Source organism: Nonomuraea thailandensis, assembly GCF_024172165.1.
Classification (GTDB): Bacteria; Actinomycetota; Actinomycetes; order Streptosporangiales; family Streptosporangiaceae; genus Nonomuraea; species Nonomuraea thailandensis.
On sequence record NZ_JAMZEB010000002.1, the window covers coordinates 802105 to 817538 of the forward strand.

The following is a 15434-nucleotide window of genomic DNA, read 5'->3' on the forward strand; positions in this document are numbered from 1 at the left end:
CATCTAGCGTCGGTAAGTATGAGTGAGCCCGCACGGTTGCTGGTAGTGGACGACGAGCCCGCGTTGCGCGAGGCTCTGCAGTCGAGCCTGGAGTTCGAGGGCTACAAGGTCGTCACCGCCAACGACGGGCAGCAGGCACTCGACGCCCTGGCGGCGGATTCGTACGACGCGGTGCTGCTCGACGTCATGATGCCCAGGCTCGACGGGCTGACCGCGTGCCGCAGGCTGCGCGGGTCGGGCAACCACGTGCCGGTGCTCATGCTCACGGCCCGCGACGCGGTCGGCGACCGGGTCTCCGGGCTCGACGCGGGCGCCGACGACTACCTCGTCAAGCCGTTCGAGCTGGACGAGCTGCTGGCCAGGGTGCGGGCTCTGCTGCGGCGCGGCGCGCTCAGCACGGGCACCCCGGAGGGCGACACGCTCTCCTACGGCGACCTGCACATGGACCCGGCGACCAGGGAGGTCACGCGCGGCGACCGCAGGCTCGACCTGACCAGGACCGAATACCTGCTGATGGAGCTGTTCCTGGCGCACCCGCGCCAGGTGCTGACCAGGGACCAGATCCTCAGCGAGGTGTGGGGCTTCGACTTCGAGCCGACGTCCAACTCGCTCGACGTGTACGTGATGTACCTGAGGCGCAAGACCGAGGCCGGGGGCGAGCCGCGCGTGATCCACACCGTGCGCGGGGTGGGTTATGTGCTCCGGGCGGCGCAGTGAACGGCGCCGGGCTGGGTGAGCGCCTGCGCCGGCTGGCCACCCGCGGCACCCTGCACACGCGCCTGACGCTCCTGGTGACGGTGGCCGTGGCGCTGGCCATCGCGATGTGCGCGGGCGCGTCGTACGTCGTCCTGGAGAACAGGCTCATCGGCAACTTCGACCAGAGCATCCTGGACTCCCTGCGGGGCGGCAACAAGGAGTTCCTGGACCGCAACTGCACGCCGGAGGGCTCGCGGGGCCCGTTCACCGACGGGCTGGCGACGTTACTGTACGCCAACGGCACCACGTGCTCGATCGGCCCGTCCCCGATCGTGCCGGACTACGAGAACGACTCGCAGGCCTTCGAGCCGTGCGAGCCCGTCTACCGGTACGGGACGACGCGCGACGGCAAGGACGTGCGCGTGGTGACGATCAACTTCAAGCCCGGCGTGGCGGTCATGGAGGCCAGGCCCGTCGGCTACATCCAGCGCACCCTGCGCAACGCAGGGATCATGCTCGGGGGCATCTCCGTGCTCGGCGTGCTCGGCGCCGCCATGGCCGGGCTGGCGATCTCCCGCTCCGCCCTGCGCCCGGTCGGTGACCTGACCAGGGCGGTCGAGCACATCGCGCAGACCGAGGACCTCGACACGCGCATCCCCGTCACCGGCACCGACGAGATCGCCCGCCTGTCCTCCTCCTTCAACGCCATGACCGCCGCCCTGGCCGGCTCGCGCGAGCGCCAGAAACAGCTCGTCGCCGACGCCGGCCACGAGCTGCGAACCCCGCTGACCACCCTGCGCACCAACATCGACCTGCTGCTGCGCAGCGAGCAGACCGGCCGCAGCCTCGACCCGGGCGCCAAGGAGCGCCTGCTGGTCAACGTGAAGGCGCAGTTCGCCGAGCTGTCCACGCTGGTGGCCGACCTGCTCCAGCTCGCCAGGGGCGACAGCGACCACGAGCCGCACGTCGAGCTGGGCCTGCACGAGGTGGTCACGGCCGCCGTCGAGCGGGCCAGGCTGCGCGGCGCCGAGGTCGTCACCGACCTGCGCCCCTGGTACGTCGTGGGCAGCGCCACCTCGCTGGAACGTGCCGTGCTGAACCTCATCGACAACGCCGCCAAGTTCAGCCCGCCGGGCGCCCAGGTCGAGGTGAAGCTGCACGACGGCCGCCTGACCGTGCGCGACCACGGCCCCGGCCTGCCCGAGGAGGAGCTGCCGCACGTCTTCGAGCGGTTCTGGCGCTCCCCGTCGGCGCGCGGCCTGCCCGGCTCGGGGCTGGGGCTGGCGATCGTGGCGCAGGCCGTCACGGAGGCCGGCGGCAGCGTGAGCCTGGCGAACGTCCCCGACGGCGGAGCCATCGCCACCATGAGCCTGCCGGGAACTCTCATTCGTAGCTCAGAATCGGATAAGTCGCCTTAAAGACCCAAAACGTGTCCTTAGCTGCATGGAGACAACAGCAGTGCGGACCCGCCTGGTCGAGGTGGTCGTCCCGGTCCACAACGAGCAGCGGGCGTTGCGCGCCAGCATCACCCGGCTGCAGACCTACCTCACCAGGAACTTCCCCTACGGCTTCCGCATCACGATCGCCGACAACGCCAGCACCGACAACACCTGGCAGCTCGCCACCGAGCTGGCCAGGGAGCTGCCGAACGTCCGCGCCGTGCACCTCGGCGAGAAGGGCCGCGGGCGGGCGCTGCGCACCGTGTGGTCGCAGAGCGAGGCCGACGTCGTCAGCTACATGGACGTGGACCTGTCCACCGACCTCGACGCGTTCCTGCCGCTGGTGGCCCCGCTGCTGACCGGCCACAGCGACCTGGCCATCGGCACCCGCCTGGCCCGCGCGGCGCGGGTGGAGCGGGGGCCCAAGCGGGAGTTCATCTCCCGCTCCTACAACCTGCTGCTCCGCTTCGGCATGGGCGCCGGGTTCTCGGACGCGCAGTGCGGCTTCAAGGCCGTCCGTACGGAGATCGCCCAGGCTCTGCTGCCCGGTGTCGAGGACGAGCAGTGGTTCTTCGACACCGAGCTGCTGCTCCTGGCCGAACGCCACGGGCTGCGCATCCACGAGGTGCCCGTCGACTGGGTGGACGACCCGGACAGCCGGGTGGACATCGTCCGGACCGCCCTGGACGACCTGCGCGGCATGGCGCGGGTCGGCCGCAGGACGCTGTCCGGCGCCGCCCGCATCCCCGTGTCCGCCAGGGCCGAGCGGGCCGAGCTGCCGAAGGGCATGGCCAGGCAGCTCCCGCGGTTCGCGATCGTGGGAGTGATCAGCACGCTGGCGTACCTGCTGCTGTACTCGTTGCTGCGCCAGGTCGTGCCGCCCCTCGCGGCCAACGCGGTCGCGCTGCTGGTGACCGCCGTGGCCAACACCGCAGCGAACCGCCGCTTCACGTTCGGCGTCAAGGGCTCGGGCCGGGCCGTGCGGCACCAGTTCGAGGGGCTGATCGCGTTCCTCGTCGGGCTGGCGCTGACCTCGGGCAGCCTGTCTCTGCTGCCCGTCGGGGTCTCCCACGGGGTGGAGCTGGTCGCGGTCATCGTCGCCAACGCGGCCGCCACACTCGTACGTTTCCTGCTGCTGCGCGCATGGGTCTTCAACCCGAAGAGGGGGGCCACCCGATGACCGTCACCGCCACCAGGCCCGGGCACCGGGCCGCAGGCAGGCGCGGCGCGCTCGCCCGCGCCCTCCTCGGCGCCGAACAGGACCCACGCTGGTCGCGGCCCGCGCTGTGGGCGGTGCTCGCCGTGGCGTTCGTCCTGTACGCGTGGGCGCTGAGCGGCAACGCCAACGAGTACTACGCCGCCGCCGTCCTGTCGGGCACCCGGAGCTGGAAGGCGTTCTTCTTCGGCGCGATCGACGCCGGCTCCTTCATCACCGTGGACAAGCCGCCGCTGGCGCTGTGGGTGATGGGGCTCTCGGCGCGGATCTTCGGCTACGGCACCTGGAGCATGCTGCTCCCGCAGGCGTTCGCCGGGGTGGCCGCCGTCGGCCTGGTGCACTCGGCCGTGCGCCGCGCCTTCACCGGCCCGGCGGGCCCCGGCCACGGGCCGCGGCCGGTCGAGGGCGGCGCGCGCCAGGGGCACGTCGCGGCGCTGATCGCCGCCGTGGTCATGACGCTGACGCCGATCACCGTGGCGATCAACCGGGACAACAACCCCGATACCGTGCTCGTGCTGCTGCTGGTGCTGTCGGCCTGGTTCTGCCTGGAGGCGCTGCGGACGGGGCGGCTGCGGCCGCTGCTGCTGGCGGCGTTCTTCGTGGGGCTCGGGTTCAACGCCAAGATGTTGCAGGCGTACCTGGTGGTGCCGGCGCTCGCGCTGGCGTACCTGGGGTGCGCGCGGGTGCCGTGGATGAAGCGGGTGGGGCACCTGCTGGCAGCCGGGGGCGTGCTGGTGGTGTCCAGCGCCTGGTGGATGGTGATCACCGACCTGTGGCCCGCGGGCTCCCGCCCCTACGTCGGCGGCTCCACCGACAACACCGTGTGGGACCTCGTGATCGGTTACAACGGCCTCGGCCGCGTCTTCGGCCAGGGCCGGGGCGGCGGTGTCGGTGGTGGCGGCGGCGGTGGCTTCGGCGGGGAGCCGGGGGCCGGGCGGCTGTTCAACGACATCCTGGCAGGGCAGATCTCGTGGCTGCTGCCGTTCTGCGTGGTGACGCTGGCGCTCGCGATCCTGCTACGGGTGCGGCGCCTGCACCATGACGGGCCCGCGGCGGCGGCCTGGCTGGTGTGGGGCGGGTGGCTGGTCGTGCACTACGTGGTGTTCAGCTTCTCCAGCGGCACCTTCCACCCCTACTACACGACCGCCATGGCTCCGGCGGTGGCCGCGCTGGCCGGGACGGGGCTCGTGGTGATGTGGCGGGCGTACCGGCGGTCGCGGGCGTGGGCCTGGGCGTTGCCGCTGGCGGTGGCGCTGACCGGGGGCTGGTCGTTCGTGGTGCTGCGCCGCACGCCCGAGTGGCTGCCGTGGCTGGCCTGGGTCGTGCTCGGGGCGACCCTGGTGGCCGTGGCGGTGCTCGTCCTGGCTAGGGTGCGGGCGCGGGTGACGACGCGGGTCGCGGCGGTCGCGCTGGCGGCCGCGGTCGTCGCCGGGCTGGCCGGGCCCGCCGCGTACGCGGTGACGCCGCTGCAGTCCCAGATCAACGGGACGAACCCGACCGCCGGCCCCTCGTCGGGACGGATGGGCTTCGGCGGGCCCGCAGGCACGCGAGGACGGATGCCGGACGGCGGCCGGTTCCCGGGCGGCGGCGTCAGCGACGAGATGGCGGCGTACCTGGTGGCCAACCGGGGGAGCGCCACGTGGCTGGTCGCGGTGAGCAGCGCCCAGCAGGCGTCCGGCCTCATCCTGTCCACCGGCGAGCCGGTCATCGCCATGGGCGGCTTCACCGGCAGCGACCCCGCCATGACCGTGGATCGGCTCGGGTCGCTGGTCTCCTCGGGACAGCTCCGGTACGTCCTGGCCGGCACAGGCGGCTGGCCAGGCCGGGGCAACACGGAGGTGACGACCTGGGTGCAGCAGAACTGCACGGCCGTGGACGGCCAGGACGGCCTCTACGACTGCACGGCGTAGACGAGGGCCGGAGCGCCGCCGCGCTGGGTCTTGACAACGATGTCAGGCCGTTTCTTGATGGTCTCATGGCCGTACCGCTGATCGCCGCCCGCGGGATCGAGAAGAGCTACGGCCAGGTCGAGGCGCTGCGCGGCGCGGACTTCAGCCTGGGAGCCGGCGAGGTGGTCGCGCTGATCGGCGACAACGGGGCCGGGAAGTCCACGCTGGCCAAGATCCTCTCGGGCGTCGAGCGGCCGGACGGCGGGACGGTCGAGGTCGACGGCGCTCCGGTCGCGTTCGGGTCCGTGGAGGAGGCCAGGGCCGCCGGGATCGAGACCGTCTACCAGGACCTCGCGCTCTGCGCCGACCTCAGCCCCGCCGCCAACTTCTTCCTCGGCAGGGAACGCCTGCGGCCCGGCCTGCTCGGGCTGCTCGGCGTGCTGGACAACGCGGCCATGCGGCGCGAGACCCAGGAGGCGTGCGAGCGGCTCGGCGTGCGGCTGGCGTCCCAGAGCGCGCCCGTGTCGGCCCTGTCCGGCGGGCAGCGGCAGGGCGTCGCGGTGGCCAGGGCGGTGACGTGGGCGCGGCGGGCGGTGTTCATGGACGAGCCGACGGCGGCGCTGGGCGTGGTGCAGACGCGGCGGGTGCTCGACCTCATCAGGTCCGTACGGGACTCCGGCGTCTCCGTCGTGCTCATCAGCCACAACATGCAGGACGTCATGGCGGTCTCGGACCGGGTCGAGGTGCTGCGGCTGGGACGCAGGGTCGCCAGGTTCGACACCGCGCGGGTGTCGATGGAGGAGCTGGTCGGCGCCATGACAGGCGTGCTCGAACAGTGGGAGAGCCAGGGATGAGCGGCCGGGGAGGCAGGCCGGCGCGGCTGGGCGGGCTCCAGGTCGTGTGGATCGGGCTGGTGCTGGCCGGGCTGCTGGTCGCGTTCTCGGCGCTGGCTCCGCGCGCGTTCCCCACCTCGTTCAACTTGCTGAACCTGGTGAGCGACGCCGCCATCCTCCTCCTGCTGGCCACCGGCATGACGTTCGTCATCATCACGGCGGGGATCGACCTGTCGGTCGGGGGTGTGCTGGTGTTCTCGGCCGTGGTGGCGGCCAGGGTCATCGAGGGCACGGGCTCGCCGCCGCTCGGCGCGGCCGGCGCGCTGGCCACCGGCCTGGCCTGGGGAGTGCTGAACGGCGTGCTGGTCGCGCTGGGCCGGATCCCGGCGCTGATCGTGACGCTGGGCACGCTGGGCATGTCGCTCGGCGGCGCGCTGCTGCTCACCGGAGGCGTCGACCTGCGCGCGCCCGCCGATCTCAACCTGGGGCTCGGGCTGGCGCGCTGGCTGGGCGTGCCGCTGATCGTGTGGATCTGCGCCGCCATCACCGCCGTCCTGGCGCTCGCGCTGGCCTGGACCCGCTTCGGCCGCCACACGTACGCCATCGGCTCCAACGCCGAGGCCGCCCGGCGCGGCGGCGTGGCCGTGCGCAGGCACCTGATCAAGGTGTACGGCCTGGCCGGCCTGCTCGCCGGGCTGGCCGGGCACCTGTCGCTGGCCAAGTACGGCATCACCGGCGTCTCCGCGCACTCCACCGACAACCTCCAGGCCATCGCGGCCGTGGTGATCGGCGGCACGTCCCTGTTCGGCGGGGTGGGGACGGTGGCGGGCACGGTCATCGGCGTGTCCATCCCCGTCGTGCTCCAGAACGGCTTCCAGATCCTCGGCGTTCGGCCGTTCTGGCAGCAGGTGGTGGTGGGCGCCGTGCTCGTCGCCGCCGTCTACGTGGACCAGTGGAGGCGCCGGGCCCGCGACCAGTGAAGGAGGCACCACCATGCGCAAGGCCATGGCCGCTCTCGGAGCGACGTTGCTGCTCACCGCCTGCGGAGGCGCGGACGGTGGCGGCGCGGGCGGGGGCGGCGACCAGATCAGGGTGACGCTCGTGCAGGGGCTCGCGGGGGAGGAGTTCTACGAGACCATGGCGTGCGGAGCCCGGGCCAGGGCCGCGGAGCTGGGGGTGGCGCTGGACGTGCAGGGGCCGCAGAAGTTCGACCCGACGCTGCAGACGCCGATCGTCAACTCCGTCGTGGCGGGCGGGCCGGACGCCCTGCTGATCGCCCCGACCGACGTCAAGGCCATGATCGCGCCGCTGACCCAGGCCAAGCAGCAGAACATCAAGATCATCCTGGTGGACACGGTGGTCGAGGACCAGAGCATCGGCCTGTCCAGGATCAGCACCGACAACCTCAAGGGCGGCGCGGCGGCGGCCAGGGCGCTGTCGGAGCAGGTCGGCGGCAAGGGCAAGGTGCTGGTGATCTCCACCGACCCGGGCGTCAGCACCGTGGACGCCCGGATCAAGGGCTTCGAGGAGGAGGTCGCGGCGAACCACCCGGGCCTGTCCTACCTCGGCGTGCAGTACTCGCACAACGACGTCGGCGAGGCCTCGCGCATCATGAACGCCGCGCTGGCCAAGGACGCCGACCTGGCCGGGGTGTTCGCCACGAACCTGAACTCGGCCACCGGCGCCGGCACCGCCCTCCAGCAGACCGGCAAGCTCGGCAAGGTCAAGATGGTCGGCTTCGACGCGGGGCCGGCCCAGGTCGAGCAGCTCAAGGACGGCGTCGTGCAGGCGCTGATCGCGCAGTTGCCCGGCGACATCGGGGCGAAGGGGGTGGAGCAGGCCGTCGCGGCGGTCAGGGGACAGCAGGTCACGCCGTCGATCCCGACCGACGCCACCATCGTCACCGCCGCGAACGTGGACCGGCCCGAGGTGCGGAAGGTGCTCTACAAGGCGGGGTGCTGACGACAGGACCGTACACACCGGATGTAAGGTAACGCCGCATGAGGGTGCGGAACGATCTAGGGGCGGGTGCGCCGCCCGTTGCGCACTGGCAGGCGCCCACGGAGATCGAGCGCGGCCTGTACGACGCCAGGTCGCGCGGCGACTGGCCGGCCTACTTCGACGTCCTCGCCCGGGTGAAGCTCTTCCACGCGATGTCGCGCGCCCAGGCCGACTCCCGGCAGGACTGGAACTTCTACAACCCCGTCCGCTGGGACCCCCGGCACGGCGTCCGGAGCCTGGTGTTCCTCACCGACGGGATGCTTCCCGCGCCCGTGCCGGACCCGGTCTTCTTCAGGACCGACCTGGCGGCCCTGGCCCACGACTGGCCCGGCGGCGAGGCGTGGATGGCCGTCAACCCGGGCAGCCCGTGCGAGGCGTTCTTCCCCGCGACGGCCGCCCACCGGCAGGTGTGGCGCCGGCACACCGAGGGCGTGACCGTCGCCCCCGGCGACCGGCTGCGCACCCTGTGGTCGGGCGGCCCGCTGCACGGCCCGGTCGCCCACGGGCTCGCCTGCGGGGCGCTGCTCTGCGTCAGCAACGGCTCCCTGTGGAACGCGATGGGCTGGCACGGCACCGGCTACGTCGGCGAGCGCAAGCGCCTGCGGGAGTGGTGGGACATCACCGGCCCGGAGGCGCTGGCGGACGCGCTGGAGACGCTGCTCGCCGGTCGGATGAGCAGCTCCGTCTGGAGCTTCGTGCTGGGCGTGCGCCGCAGCCTGGCCCTCGACTACGGCGGCGCGGTCGAGGTGGACCACTGGCGGCAGGTGACCGCGCGCGTCCTGCGCAGCCGTGCGGCGGAGGGGCTGGAGCCGCTGGACGAGGCCGAGGCGGAGGCCATGGTCGCCGGCGCGCAGCGGCTCATCGGGCGCATCGTCCGGTACGAGGCCCGCTTCCGCGCGGACGGGCTGCTCGCCGAGGGCCGGTTCGTGCACTCGGTGGAGGCGTGGGACTACGGGCGGGCCTCGAAGATGGCCCGCTGGGGGCTGGGCGCCCGCTTCTGCACCCTGGAGGAGGCCGAGCGGGCGGTCGTGCGCGCCGGGCGGGTCAGCCGGCTGAACTACCGCTCCTGGGAGGACTTCTCGGCCGGCTACATCCTGGGCCGCTGCCTGCACTTCGACGAGGAGGAGTTCGGCGACTGGTACGCCGGGATGCTGAACGCGCACCGGATCCTGACGACCGACCCCGCCAGCCCCTGGCTCAACATCCCGTTCAAGCAGCCCTAGGCGGGCAGTTAGGCGGGCAGTTAGGCGGGCAGTTAGGCGGGCAGGGCCGCCAGCAGGAAGGCGAGGCGGGCGGCGGCGGACTCGACGTCCTCCGTGGTGCCCAGGCGGTAGCCCCACGAGGTGATGAAGGCGCCCTCGTCGGAGCAGGTCACGGTCTCGGCGAGGGTGGCCGAGAAGCGGTTGCGGACCGATACGTACGCCGGGTCGCTGGACAGGGCCAGGCTCTGCACGGCCAGGTCGGCATGACGACCCGCGTGCCAGGCGAACCGCTCGAGGCAGAGCGCGGTATCAAGCATCATGCGTCACCTCCGCAACGTCTCGCGCCAGAATTGCACGATCTTGCGGTGCGGGGCAAGCAATTGCTGCGGTTAATGTGGAGTTTGTTTCCGGTAATCGTGAAGAATCGCGATGATGACTTCCCGCCCCGGTTCCCCGAACTCCGCCGACTTCGCGTAGTCGTCGAACGCCCGCACGTAGAAGGAGATGTCGTCGGGGTCGCGCAGGATGAGGTCCTTGGTCATCGTGGCGACCGCGACCATGGCCTCGTTGTAGATCCAGAAGCCGTTGACCGGGTTGGCCGGCAGCTCGGTGCCGAACGGGATGACGCCGAACTCGACGTTGGGCAGCGTGCTGACGGCGAGCAGGCGGTCGAGCTGGCCGCGCATCACCTCGGGCGGCGCCAGCATCGTGCGCAGCGCGGCCTCGGTGACCACGAACCTGAAGGTGCGCGTGCGGTCGTAGAGGATCTCCTGGCGCTGCATGCGCACCCGTACCGCCGCGTCGATCTGGTCGGCCGCGCTGTAGAGCCGCTTGACCTTGCGGAACACGTGCCTGGCGTACTCGGAGGTCTGCAGCAGGCCGACGATGATGCCCGGCTCGAAGACGCGGAAGACCTTCGTGCGCGCCTCCAGGTCGCGCACGTCCTCCTGGATCGCGGCCAGGCCGCTGCGGTGACGCTGCTTCCAGTCGTCGTGCCGCTCCAGGAGCGCGATGGACTGCCTGATCAGCTCGTCCGTCGTGTCGGGCGAGGCGTTGACGGCCTGCGCCCACACGACCACGTCATCCTCGGTCGCCGTCTGCCGGGCGTTCTCCAGCCTGGAGACCTTGGACGGCTGCCAGCGCAGCCGCTCGGCCAGTTCCTTGCCCGACAGATGGGCCGCCTCGCGCAGCTGACGTAGCTGGCTGCCGAGGTCGATGCGCGCCTGCTGAAACGACGTCACGGCGCAAGAGGCTAGCCCCGCCGATGCCGATCATGCCAGGGCCCGCGGCAATTGTGATCAACCGGTTGCCGTCGGTGTTCCTCCACTGGTCGGGAAAGCGTTTGCCTGGCGGTCATGGGTTTCTCCGGCGTCCGGCAGGACGCGGCGGGCGATCTCGGTGATGAGCTCGCGGGGGACCTCCACGGCGGTCTCGCCGTCGAGGACGTCGCGCAGGTCCGCGAGCGCCTCCGCGTCGGTGACTTGGAGACCTTGCACGACGATGGTGCCGCGGTCGGTCTCGTACAGGGTGGGACAGGCGCCCGCCTCCGAGGTGGAGCCGAGGAACCGCATTCGCATGACGATCCTTCCCCGATTTAATTGAGCAATTGCGCGCAATTGTACGCTCGGGGGTCGGCTCCGTGATCGTCTTTCCTGGAAATCGTGATTAGCCGAGCGCGCCGTCCATGAACTCCTGGGCCCGTCCGAACAGGGCCAGCGTCGTCGCGTGCAGCAGATCGCCGATGTCCTTGGGCGCCTTTCCGGCGAACGCCCGGGCGTGGGTGCCTTCGAGCACGATGCCGAGCTTGAAGCAGGCCATCACCGCGTACCAGTCGATGGCCGACATGTCGCGCTCCGACAGCGCCGCGTAGTACGCGACGAGCTCGCGCGGCGGCGGCAGGCCCGGCACGTGATCGTTGCCCGACGGCCACATGGCCAGCAGCCAGCCGAGATCCACCAGCGGGTCGCCGACCGTGCACATCTCCCAGTCGACGATCGCGGCCACGCGGGGGCCGTCGGGGGCGAACATGAGGTTGGCGAAGTGGTAGTCGCCGTGCATGACGCCCGGCGTGAACGTGCGGGGCAGGTGGCCGGTGAGCCAGTCGGCCGTCTCGCGCAGGCCGGGGATGTCGGGGCCCGGATAGCCGTCGAGCTCGCCGTAGGAGTCGAGCTCCTTCAGCCAGCGCGGCACCTGCCGCTCCAGGAAGCCCTCCGGCCGCCCGAACCCGGGCAGCACCGCCGGGTCGATCCGCCCCAGCTCGGCCAGCGCGGCGGCGGCCTCCAGCCCCATCCGGTGCCTGATCGCCGGGTCGGACGCGTGCGGCTCCGGCAGCCCCGTCGAGGGGTTGAACCCGTCGACCGGCTCCATCAGGTAGAACACCGGCTCCCGCGCCGTCTGTGCGGCCACCAGCCGGGGCGCCGGCACGGGCGTGTCACGCAGCGCCGCCAGCACCCGCGCCTCGCGGCGCAGCACCTCGTTGCTCTTGCGGCGGGTGTGCAGGGGAGGGCGGCGCAGCACGTACGGGCGGCCGCCCCGCTCGAAGCGGACCATGACGTTCTGCGTGCCGCCCAGGACCGGCGCCGGGTCCGTGATCGGGCCGCCCGGCAGCCCCTCGGCGTCCATCCACGCGCCGAGCTCGGCGAAGTCGATGGCCCCGACGTCGATGTGGGTGGAGGTCATGTACCGCCCCTCTACAGAACGATATTCTGGTGCTCGACCCTATGAGAGCGCCGCCCGCACGGTCAACCCAGCGCCTGCATGAACGGCAGGTACTGGCGCGACCGGTCGCCCGGCAGCTCCCCGTCGCGCACCATCATCGAGACCTGCCACGGGCTGCCGATGCCGTGCTCGCCCGCCCACGCGACGAGCGCCTGCCTGGACAGGTCGAAGTCCATCCGCACCTCGCCCCCCGCGTGCAGCGCCAGATCGCCGATCAGCGCCCTGGCCGTCTCCTCGTCCCCGGCCACGACCGGGCCGATCACCGTGTTGTCGTCGTTGCGCCAGCAGTGGCCGAAGCCGCCCTCGGCGACCCGCACCTGCTCGCCGAAGCCGAACATGCGCCGCAGCAGCGCCGACCGGTCCGTGCCGAACACCTCCGCGTCGAGCCGCAGGATGCCGTCGAGATCCGCCCGCGTGGCCGGGCGGGTGCGGCCCGACGGCTCGCCGCGGAAGACACCCGTGTGCTTGGCGGCCAGGCCGGCGACGCGGAAACCGAGCCGCTCGTACAGGGGACGGCCCATCTCGGTGGCGTACAGCGAGACCGTGCGCCCGCCCGCCTGCTCCAGCACGTGCTCCATGAGCCTGCGGCCCAGGCCCTGCCGCTCGTATCTGGCGGCCGTCAGCACCATGCTGATCGCGGCGTGGTCGTCGCCGTAGCGGGTCAGCACGTTCGTGGCGGCCAGGCCGTCGCCGTCGGGGGCGTCGATGCCGTACGGCTCGCCGACCTCGAACAGCAGGCCCCACTTGTGCCGCTCGGGCAGCCAGCCGCGGTCCTTGGCCAGGCGGGTGCAGTCGTCGAGGTCGTCGGCGGTGAGGCGGCGAACGGTCATGGAGGGCATTCTTCTGCATGGACGACGGATGACTCAAAGCGATTATCGGCACGGCTCGGGAGGCTTGGATGACGTACGTGGCGGCCATCGACGTCGGCGGCACCACCATGAAGGGCGGGCTCGTCACCAGGGACGGGACGATCCATCACGCCGAGCGCCGCCCCACGCCCCGCGCGGGCGGCCCCGAGGAGGTCGTCGGCGCCGTCGCCGCCTTCGTCGCCGACCTCGCCCGCCCCCGTGACGGCGTGCGCCCCCTGGCGGTCGGGCTCGCGGTGCCCGGGCTCGTCACGCCCACCCACGCCGTCTTCTCGGCCGCGTTCGGCTGGCGGGACGTGCCCGCGCACGCGTTCGCCCCCGGGGTGAGGCTGCCGGTGGCGCTGGGACACGACGTGCGGGCCGCGGGGGAGGCGGAGCTCGCGTACGGGGAGGGCGGGCGGGACGTGCTGTACCTGCCCATAGGCACCGGCATCGCGGGCGCCGTGGTGCTGTCGGGGGCGCTGTACGGCGGCGCGGGCGGGTGGGCCGGGCAGGTCGGCCACATCCCCGTGCGGCCCGACGGGGCGGCCTGCGGGTGCGGGCAGCGGGGCTGCCTGGCGGCCTACGCCTCCGGCGGGGCCGTGGCGGCGCGGTGCGGCCTCCCCGGCGCCGAGGAGGTGGTCAGGGCGGTGCTGGCGGGGGACGCGCGGGCCGTGGCGGTGTGGGACGAGGCCGTGGAGGCGCTCGCCCTGGCGCTGGCCACGTACACGCTGGTGCTCGACCCCGCGGCCATCGTGATCGGCGGCGGGGTCTCTCAGGCGGGCGACACCCTCCTCGTGCCGCTGCGGGCGCGGCTGAGCGCCCGGCTGGGGTTCCGGCAGGCGCCGGAGGTGCGGGCGTCGTCGCTCGGGGCCAGGGCGGGGCTCATGGGGGCGGGGCTGCTGGGGTGGCGGGCGGCGCCAGGGGCGTAGGGACGTCCACCGGCCGCGCTCGCAGCTCCTCGCCCAGCGCCTTGGCCTGCGGGTCCATCCGGGGGCTCGCGGCCACGCCCCTGCCCAGGAGGCCGTGGACGACGAAGTTCAGCGCCTTGAGGTTGGGCAGGTCGTGGCGGTCGACGCGGTAGGGGGCGAGGGCCGGGAGGAGGCGCTTGAGCGCGTCGGTGGTGAGGTGGGCCGCCAGCCAGTCGTAGCGGGCCCGGGTATCGGTCCAGACGCCCAGGTTCGCGTTCCCGCCCTTGTCGCCCGAACGGGCGCCCGCGATGCGGCCCAGGGGGATGGTGGTGGTGCCGGAGCCCTGCGGCTCCGCCCGCGGGGGCGGTGGAAGGGTGATCACGGGCCGCACGTTCTCCCGCCGCTGCGGCGCCGGGAGGGGGATCTCCTCGCCGTTCAGGAACACCCTCGGGTGCACCTCCGAGGCCGGGACCAGCACCGGCCAGTACACCCCGTACGGCGAGGCGTTTCCCGGCGGGGAGAGGCCGTAGAAGCCCGGGTAGCTGGCCAGGCCCGTCTCCACCACGGCGGAGGAGAAGGCGCGGCCGGCCCTGCGCTCGTCCGCGGACATCACGGTGACGCGCAGCAGCCCGGAGTCCGTGAGCGTGACGTCCACCTCGTCGAACGACTCGCGCGGCACGCGGGCCCAGATCGCCTCCTCGGCCGCCCGCGCCTTGGCCGGCACGTCCAGGCCCGTCAGCACCAGCGTCATCGTGTTCCGGTAGCCGCCCAGGTAGTTGACGGCGACCTTCAGCGTGTCCGGTGGCGGCTCGCCGCGGACGCCGGAGATCAGGACGCGGTCGGGGCCGTCGTCGGACAGGGTGATCGTGTCGAAGCGGGCCACCACGTCCGGGCCGAGGTAGCGGGGGCCGCCCAGCTCGTAGACGAGCTGCGCCGTGACCGTGCCGATCGAGACCAGGCCGCCCGTGCCCGGGTGCTTGGTGATGACGGACGAGCCGTCCGCGCGCAGCTCGGCGAGGGGGAAGCCGCAGTGGGCCAGGTCGGGCACGTCCTGGAAGAACGCGTAGTTGCCGCCCGTCGCCTGGCAGCCGCACTCGATGACGTGCCCGGCCACCACCGAGCCCGCCAGCGGGTCGAGGTCGTCGGGCCCCCAGCCGTACCGCCAGATGCCGGGGCCGGTCACCAGGGCGGCGTCCGTGACGCGGCCGGTGACCACCACGTCCGCGCCCGCCGACAGGGCGGCGGCGATGGGACGGCCGCCGAGGTAGGCGTTGGCGGTCAGCGGGGTCGCGGTGAGGTGCTCGCCCGTGTCGGCGTTGACGAGGGGGAACGGCCGGCCGGTGAGGTCGTCGCCGGTGACGTACGCGACGGACGGGGACAGGCCGAGGCGGGCGGCGAGGTCGTGGACGGCGTCCGCGCAGCCGGCCGGGTCGAGGCCGCCCGCGTTCGTCACGATCCTGATGCCCCGGTCGAGGCAGGCCCCCAGCACGTCCTCCAGCTGGCGCAGGAACGTCGGGGCGTAGCCCGGGCGGCCCTTGAGCCGGTTGCCGGCCAGGATGAGCATCGTCAGCTCGGCCAGCCAGTCGCCGGTGAGCACGTCGATCGGGCCGCCCTCGACCATCTCCCTGGCGGCGGAGAGCCGGTCGCCGTAGAAGCCGCTGCAGTTCGCGACGCGCAGGACCAT

The 15434-nt window shown here is 72.7% G+C and carries 15 protein-coding genes; 9 read left to right on the forward strand and 6 right to left on the reverse strand.

Features of this window, described 5'->3' with window-relative positions:
- The first annotated feature begins 18 nt into the window (after positions 1-18).
- The 8 genes from HD597_RS07720 (at position 19) to HD597_RS07755 (ending at position 9297) form a co-directional block, all read left to right on the forward strand.
- Complete coding sequence (locus tag HD597_RS07720) at positions 19-717, forward strand: response regulator transcription factor (protein ID WP_253741046.1); 699 nt, start codon at positions 19-21, stop codon at positions 715-717.
- Positions 714-2114: a HAMP domain-containing sensor histidine kinase gene (locus tag HD597_RS07725; RefSeq protein WP_253741047.1), complete on the forward strand. Its 1401-nt coding sequence runs from the start codon at positions 714-716 to the stop codon at positions 2112-2114. The genes HD597_RS07720 and HD597_RS07725 overlap by 4 nt, the downstream gene beginning before the upstream one ends.
- Before the next feature lie 25 nt (positions 2115-2139).
- A complete protein-coding gene (locus tag HD597_RS07730; RefSeq protein ID WP_253741048.1) occupies positions 2140-3315 on the forward strand; it encodes a bifunctional glycosyltransferase family 2/GtrA family protein in 1176 nt (391 codons plus the stop codon).
- A complete protein-coding gene (locus HD597_RS07735) occupies positions 3312-5261 on the forward strand; it encodes an ArnT family glycosyltransferase (RefSeq protein WP_253741049.1) in 1950 nt (649 codons plus the stop codon). The genes HD597_RS07730 and HD597_RS07735 overlap by 4 nt, the downstream gene beginning before the upstream one ends.
- A gap of 65 nt (positions 5262-5326) precedes the next feature.
- Positions 5327-6094: an ATP-binding cassette domain-containing protein gene (locus HD597_RS07740; protein WP_253741050.1), complete on the forward strand. Its 768-nt coding sequence runs from the start codon at positions 5327-5329 to the stop codon at positions 6092-6094.
- Positions 6091-7053 carry an ABC transporter permease gene (locus tag HD597_RS07745; RefSeq protein WP_253741051.1) on the forward strand — a complete coding sequence of 321 codons (963 nt, stop codon included), beginning with the start codon at positions 6091-6093 and terminating at the stop codon, positions 7051-7053. Before HD597_RS07740 ends, HD597_RS07745 begins: the two co-directional genes overlap by 4 nt.
- Positions 7054-7066: 13 nt before the next feature.
- Positions 7067-8035, forward strand: a complete 969-nt coding sequence (locus HD597_RS07750) for an ABC transporter substrate-binding protein (RefSeq protein ID WP_253741052.1) — start codon at positions 7067-7069, stop codon at positions 8033-8035.
- Between the two features lie 38 nt (positions 8036-8073).
- Complete coding sequence (locus HD597_RS07755; RefSeq protein WP_253741053.1) at positions 8074-9297, forward strand: DUF1266 domain-containing protein; 1224 nt, start codon at positions 8074-8076, stop codon at positions 9295-9297.
- Between the two features lie 32 nt (positions 9298-9329).
- On the opposite strand, the gene HD597_RS07760 is transcribed toward HD597_RS07755, so the two are convergent.
- The 5 genes from HD597_RS07760 to HD597_RS07780 all read right to left on the reverse strand — a co-directional run bounded on the left by HD597_RS07760 (position 9330) and on the right by HD597_RS07780 (position 12824).
- Positions 9330-9596 carry a hypothetical protein gene (locus tag HD597_RS07760; protein ID WP_185102834.1) on the reverse strand — a complete coding sequence of 89 codons (267 nt, stop codon included), beginning with the start codon at positions 9594-9596 and terminating at the stop codon, positions 9330-9332.
- A gap of 69 nt (positions 9597-9665) precedes the next feature.
- On the reverse strand, positions 9666-10517 hold the full coding sequence (locus tag HD597_RS07765; protein ID WP_253741054.1) for a helix-turn-helix domain-containing protein: 852 nt from the start codon (positions 10515-10517) through the stop codon (positions 9666-9668).
- A gap of 57 nt (positions 10518-10574) precedes the next feature.
- On the reverse strand, positions 10575-10847 hold the full coding sequence (locus HD597_RS07770; RefSeq protein ID WP_253759999.1) for a hypothetical protein: 273 nt from the start codon (positions 10845-10847) through the stop codon (positions 10575-10577).
- Between the two features lie 94 nt (positions 10848-10941).
- The gene (locus tag HD597_RS07775) at positions 10942-11955 is read right to left on the reverse strand and encodes a phosphotransferase family protein (RefSeq protein ID WP_253741055.1); all 1014 of its coding nucleotides are present in this window, start codon (positions 11953-11955) and stop codon (positions 10942-10944) included.
- A 62-nt stretch (positions 11956-12017) separates the two neighbouring features.
- On the reverse strand, positions 12018-12824 hold the full coding sequence (locus tag HD597_RS07780; protein WP_253741056.1) for a GNAT family N-acetyltransferase: 807 nt from the start codon (positions 12822-12824) through the stop codon (positions 12018-12020).
- Between the two features lie 68 nt (positions 12825-12892).
- Here HD597_RS07780 and HD597_RS07785 point away from each other — a divergent pair, with 68 nt between their 5' ends.
- Complete coding sequence (locus HD597_RS07785) at positions 12893-13771, forward strand: ROK family protein (protein WP_253741057.1); 879 nt, start codon at positions 12893-12895, stop codon at positions 13769-13771.
- Here the strand turns inward: HD597_RS07785 and HD597_RS07790 are convergent.
- Positions 13725-15434 (reverse strand): acyclic terpene utilization AtuA family protein, encoded by a 1710-nt coding sequence (locus tag HD597_RS07790; RefSeq protein WP_253741058.1) that lies wholly within the window; start codon positions 15432-15434, stop codon positions 13725-13727. The genes HD597_RS07785 and HD597_RS07790 overlap by 47 nt on opposite strands.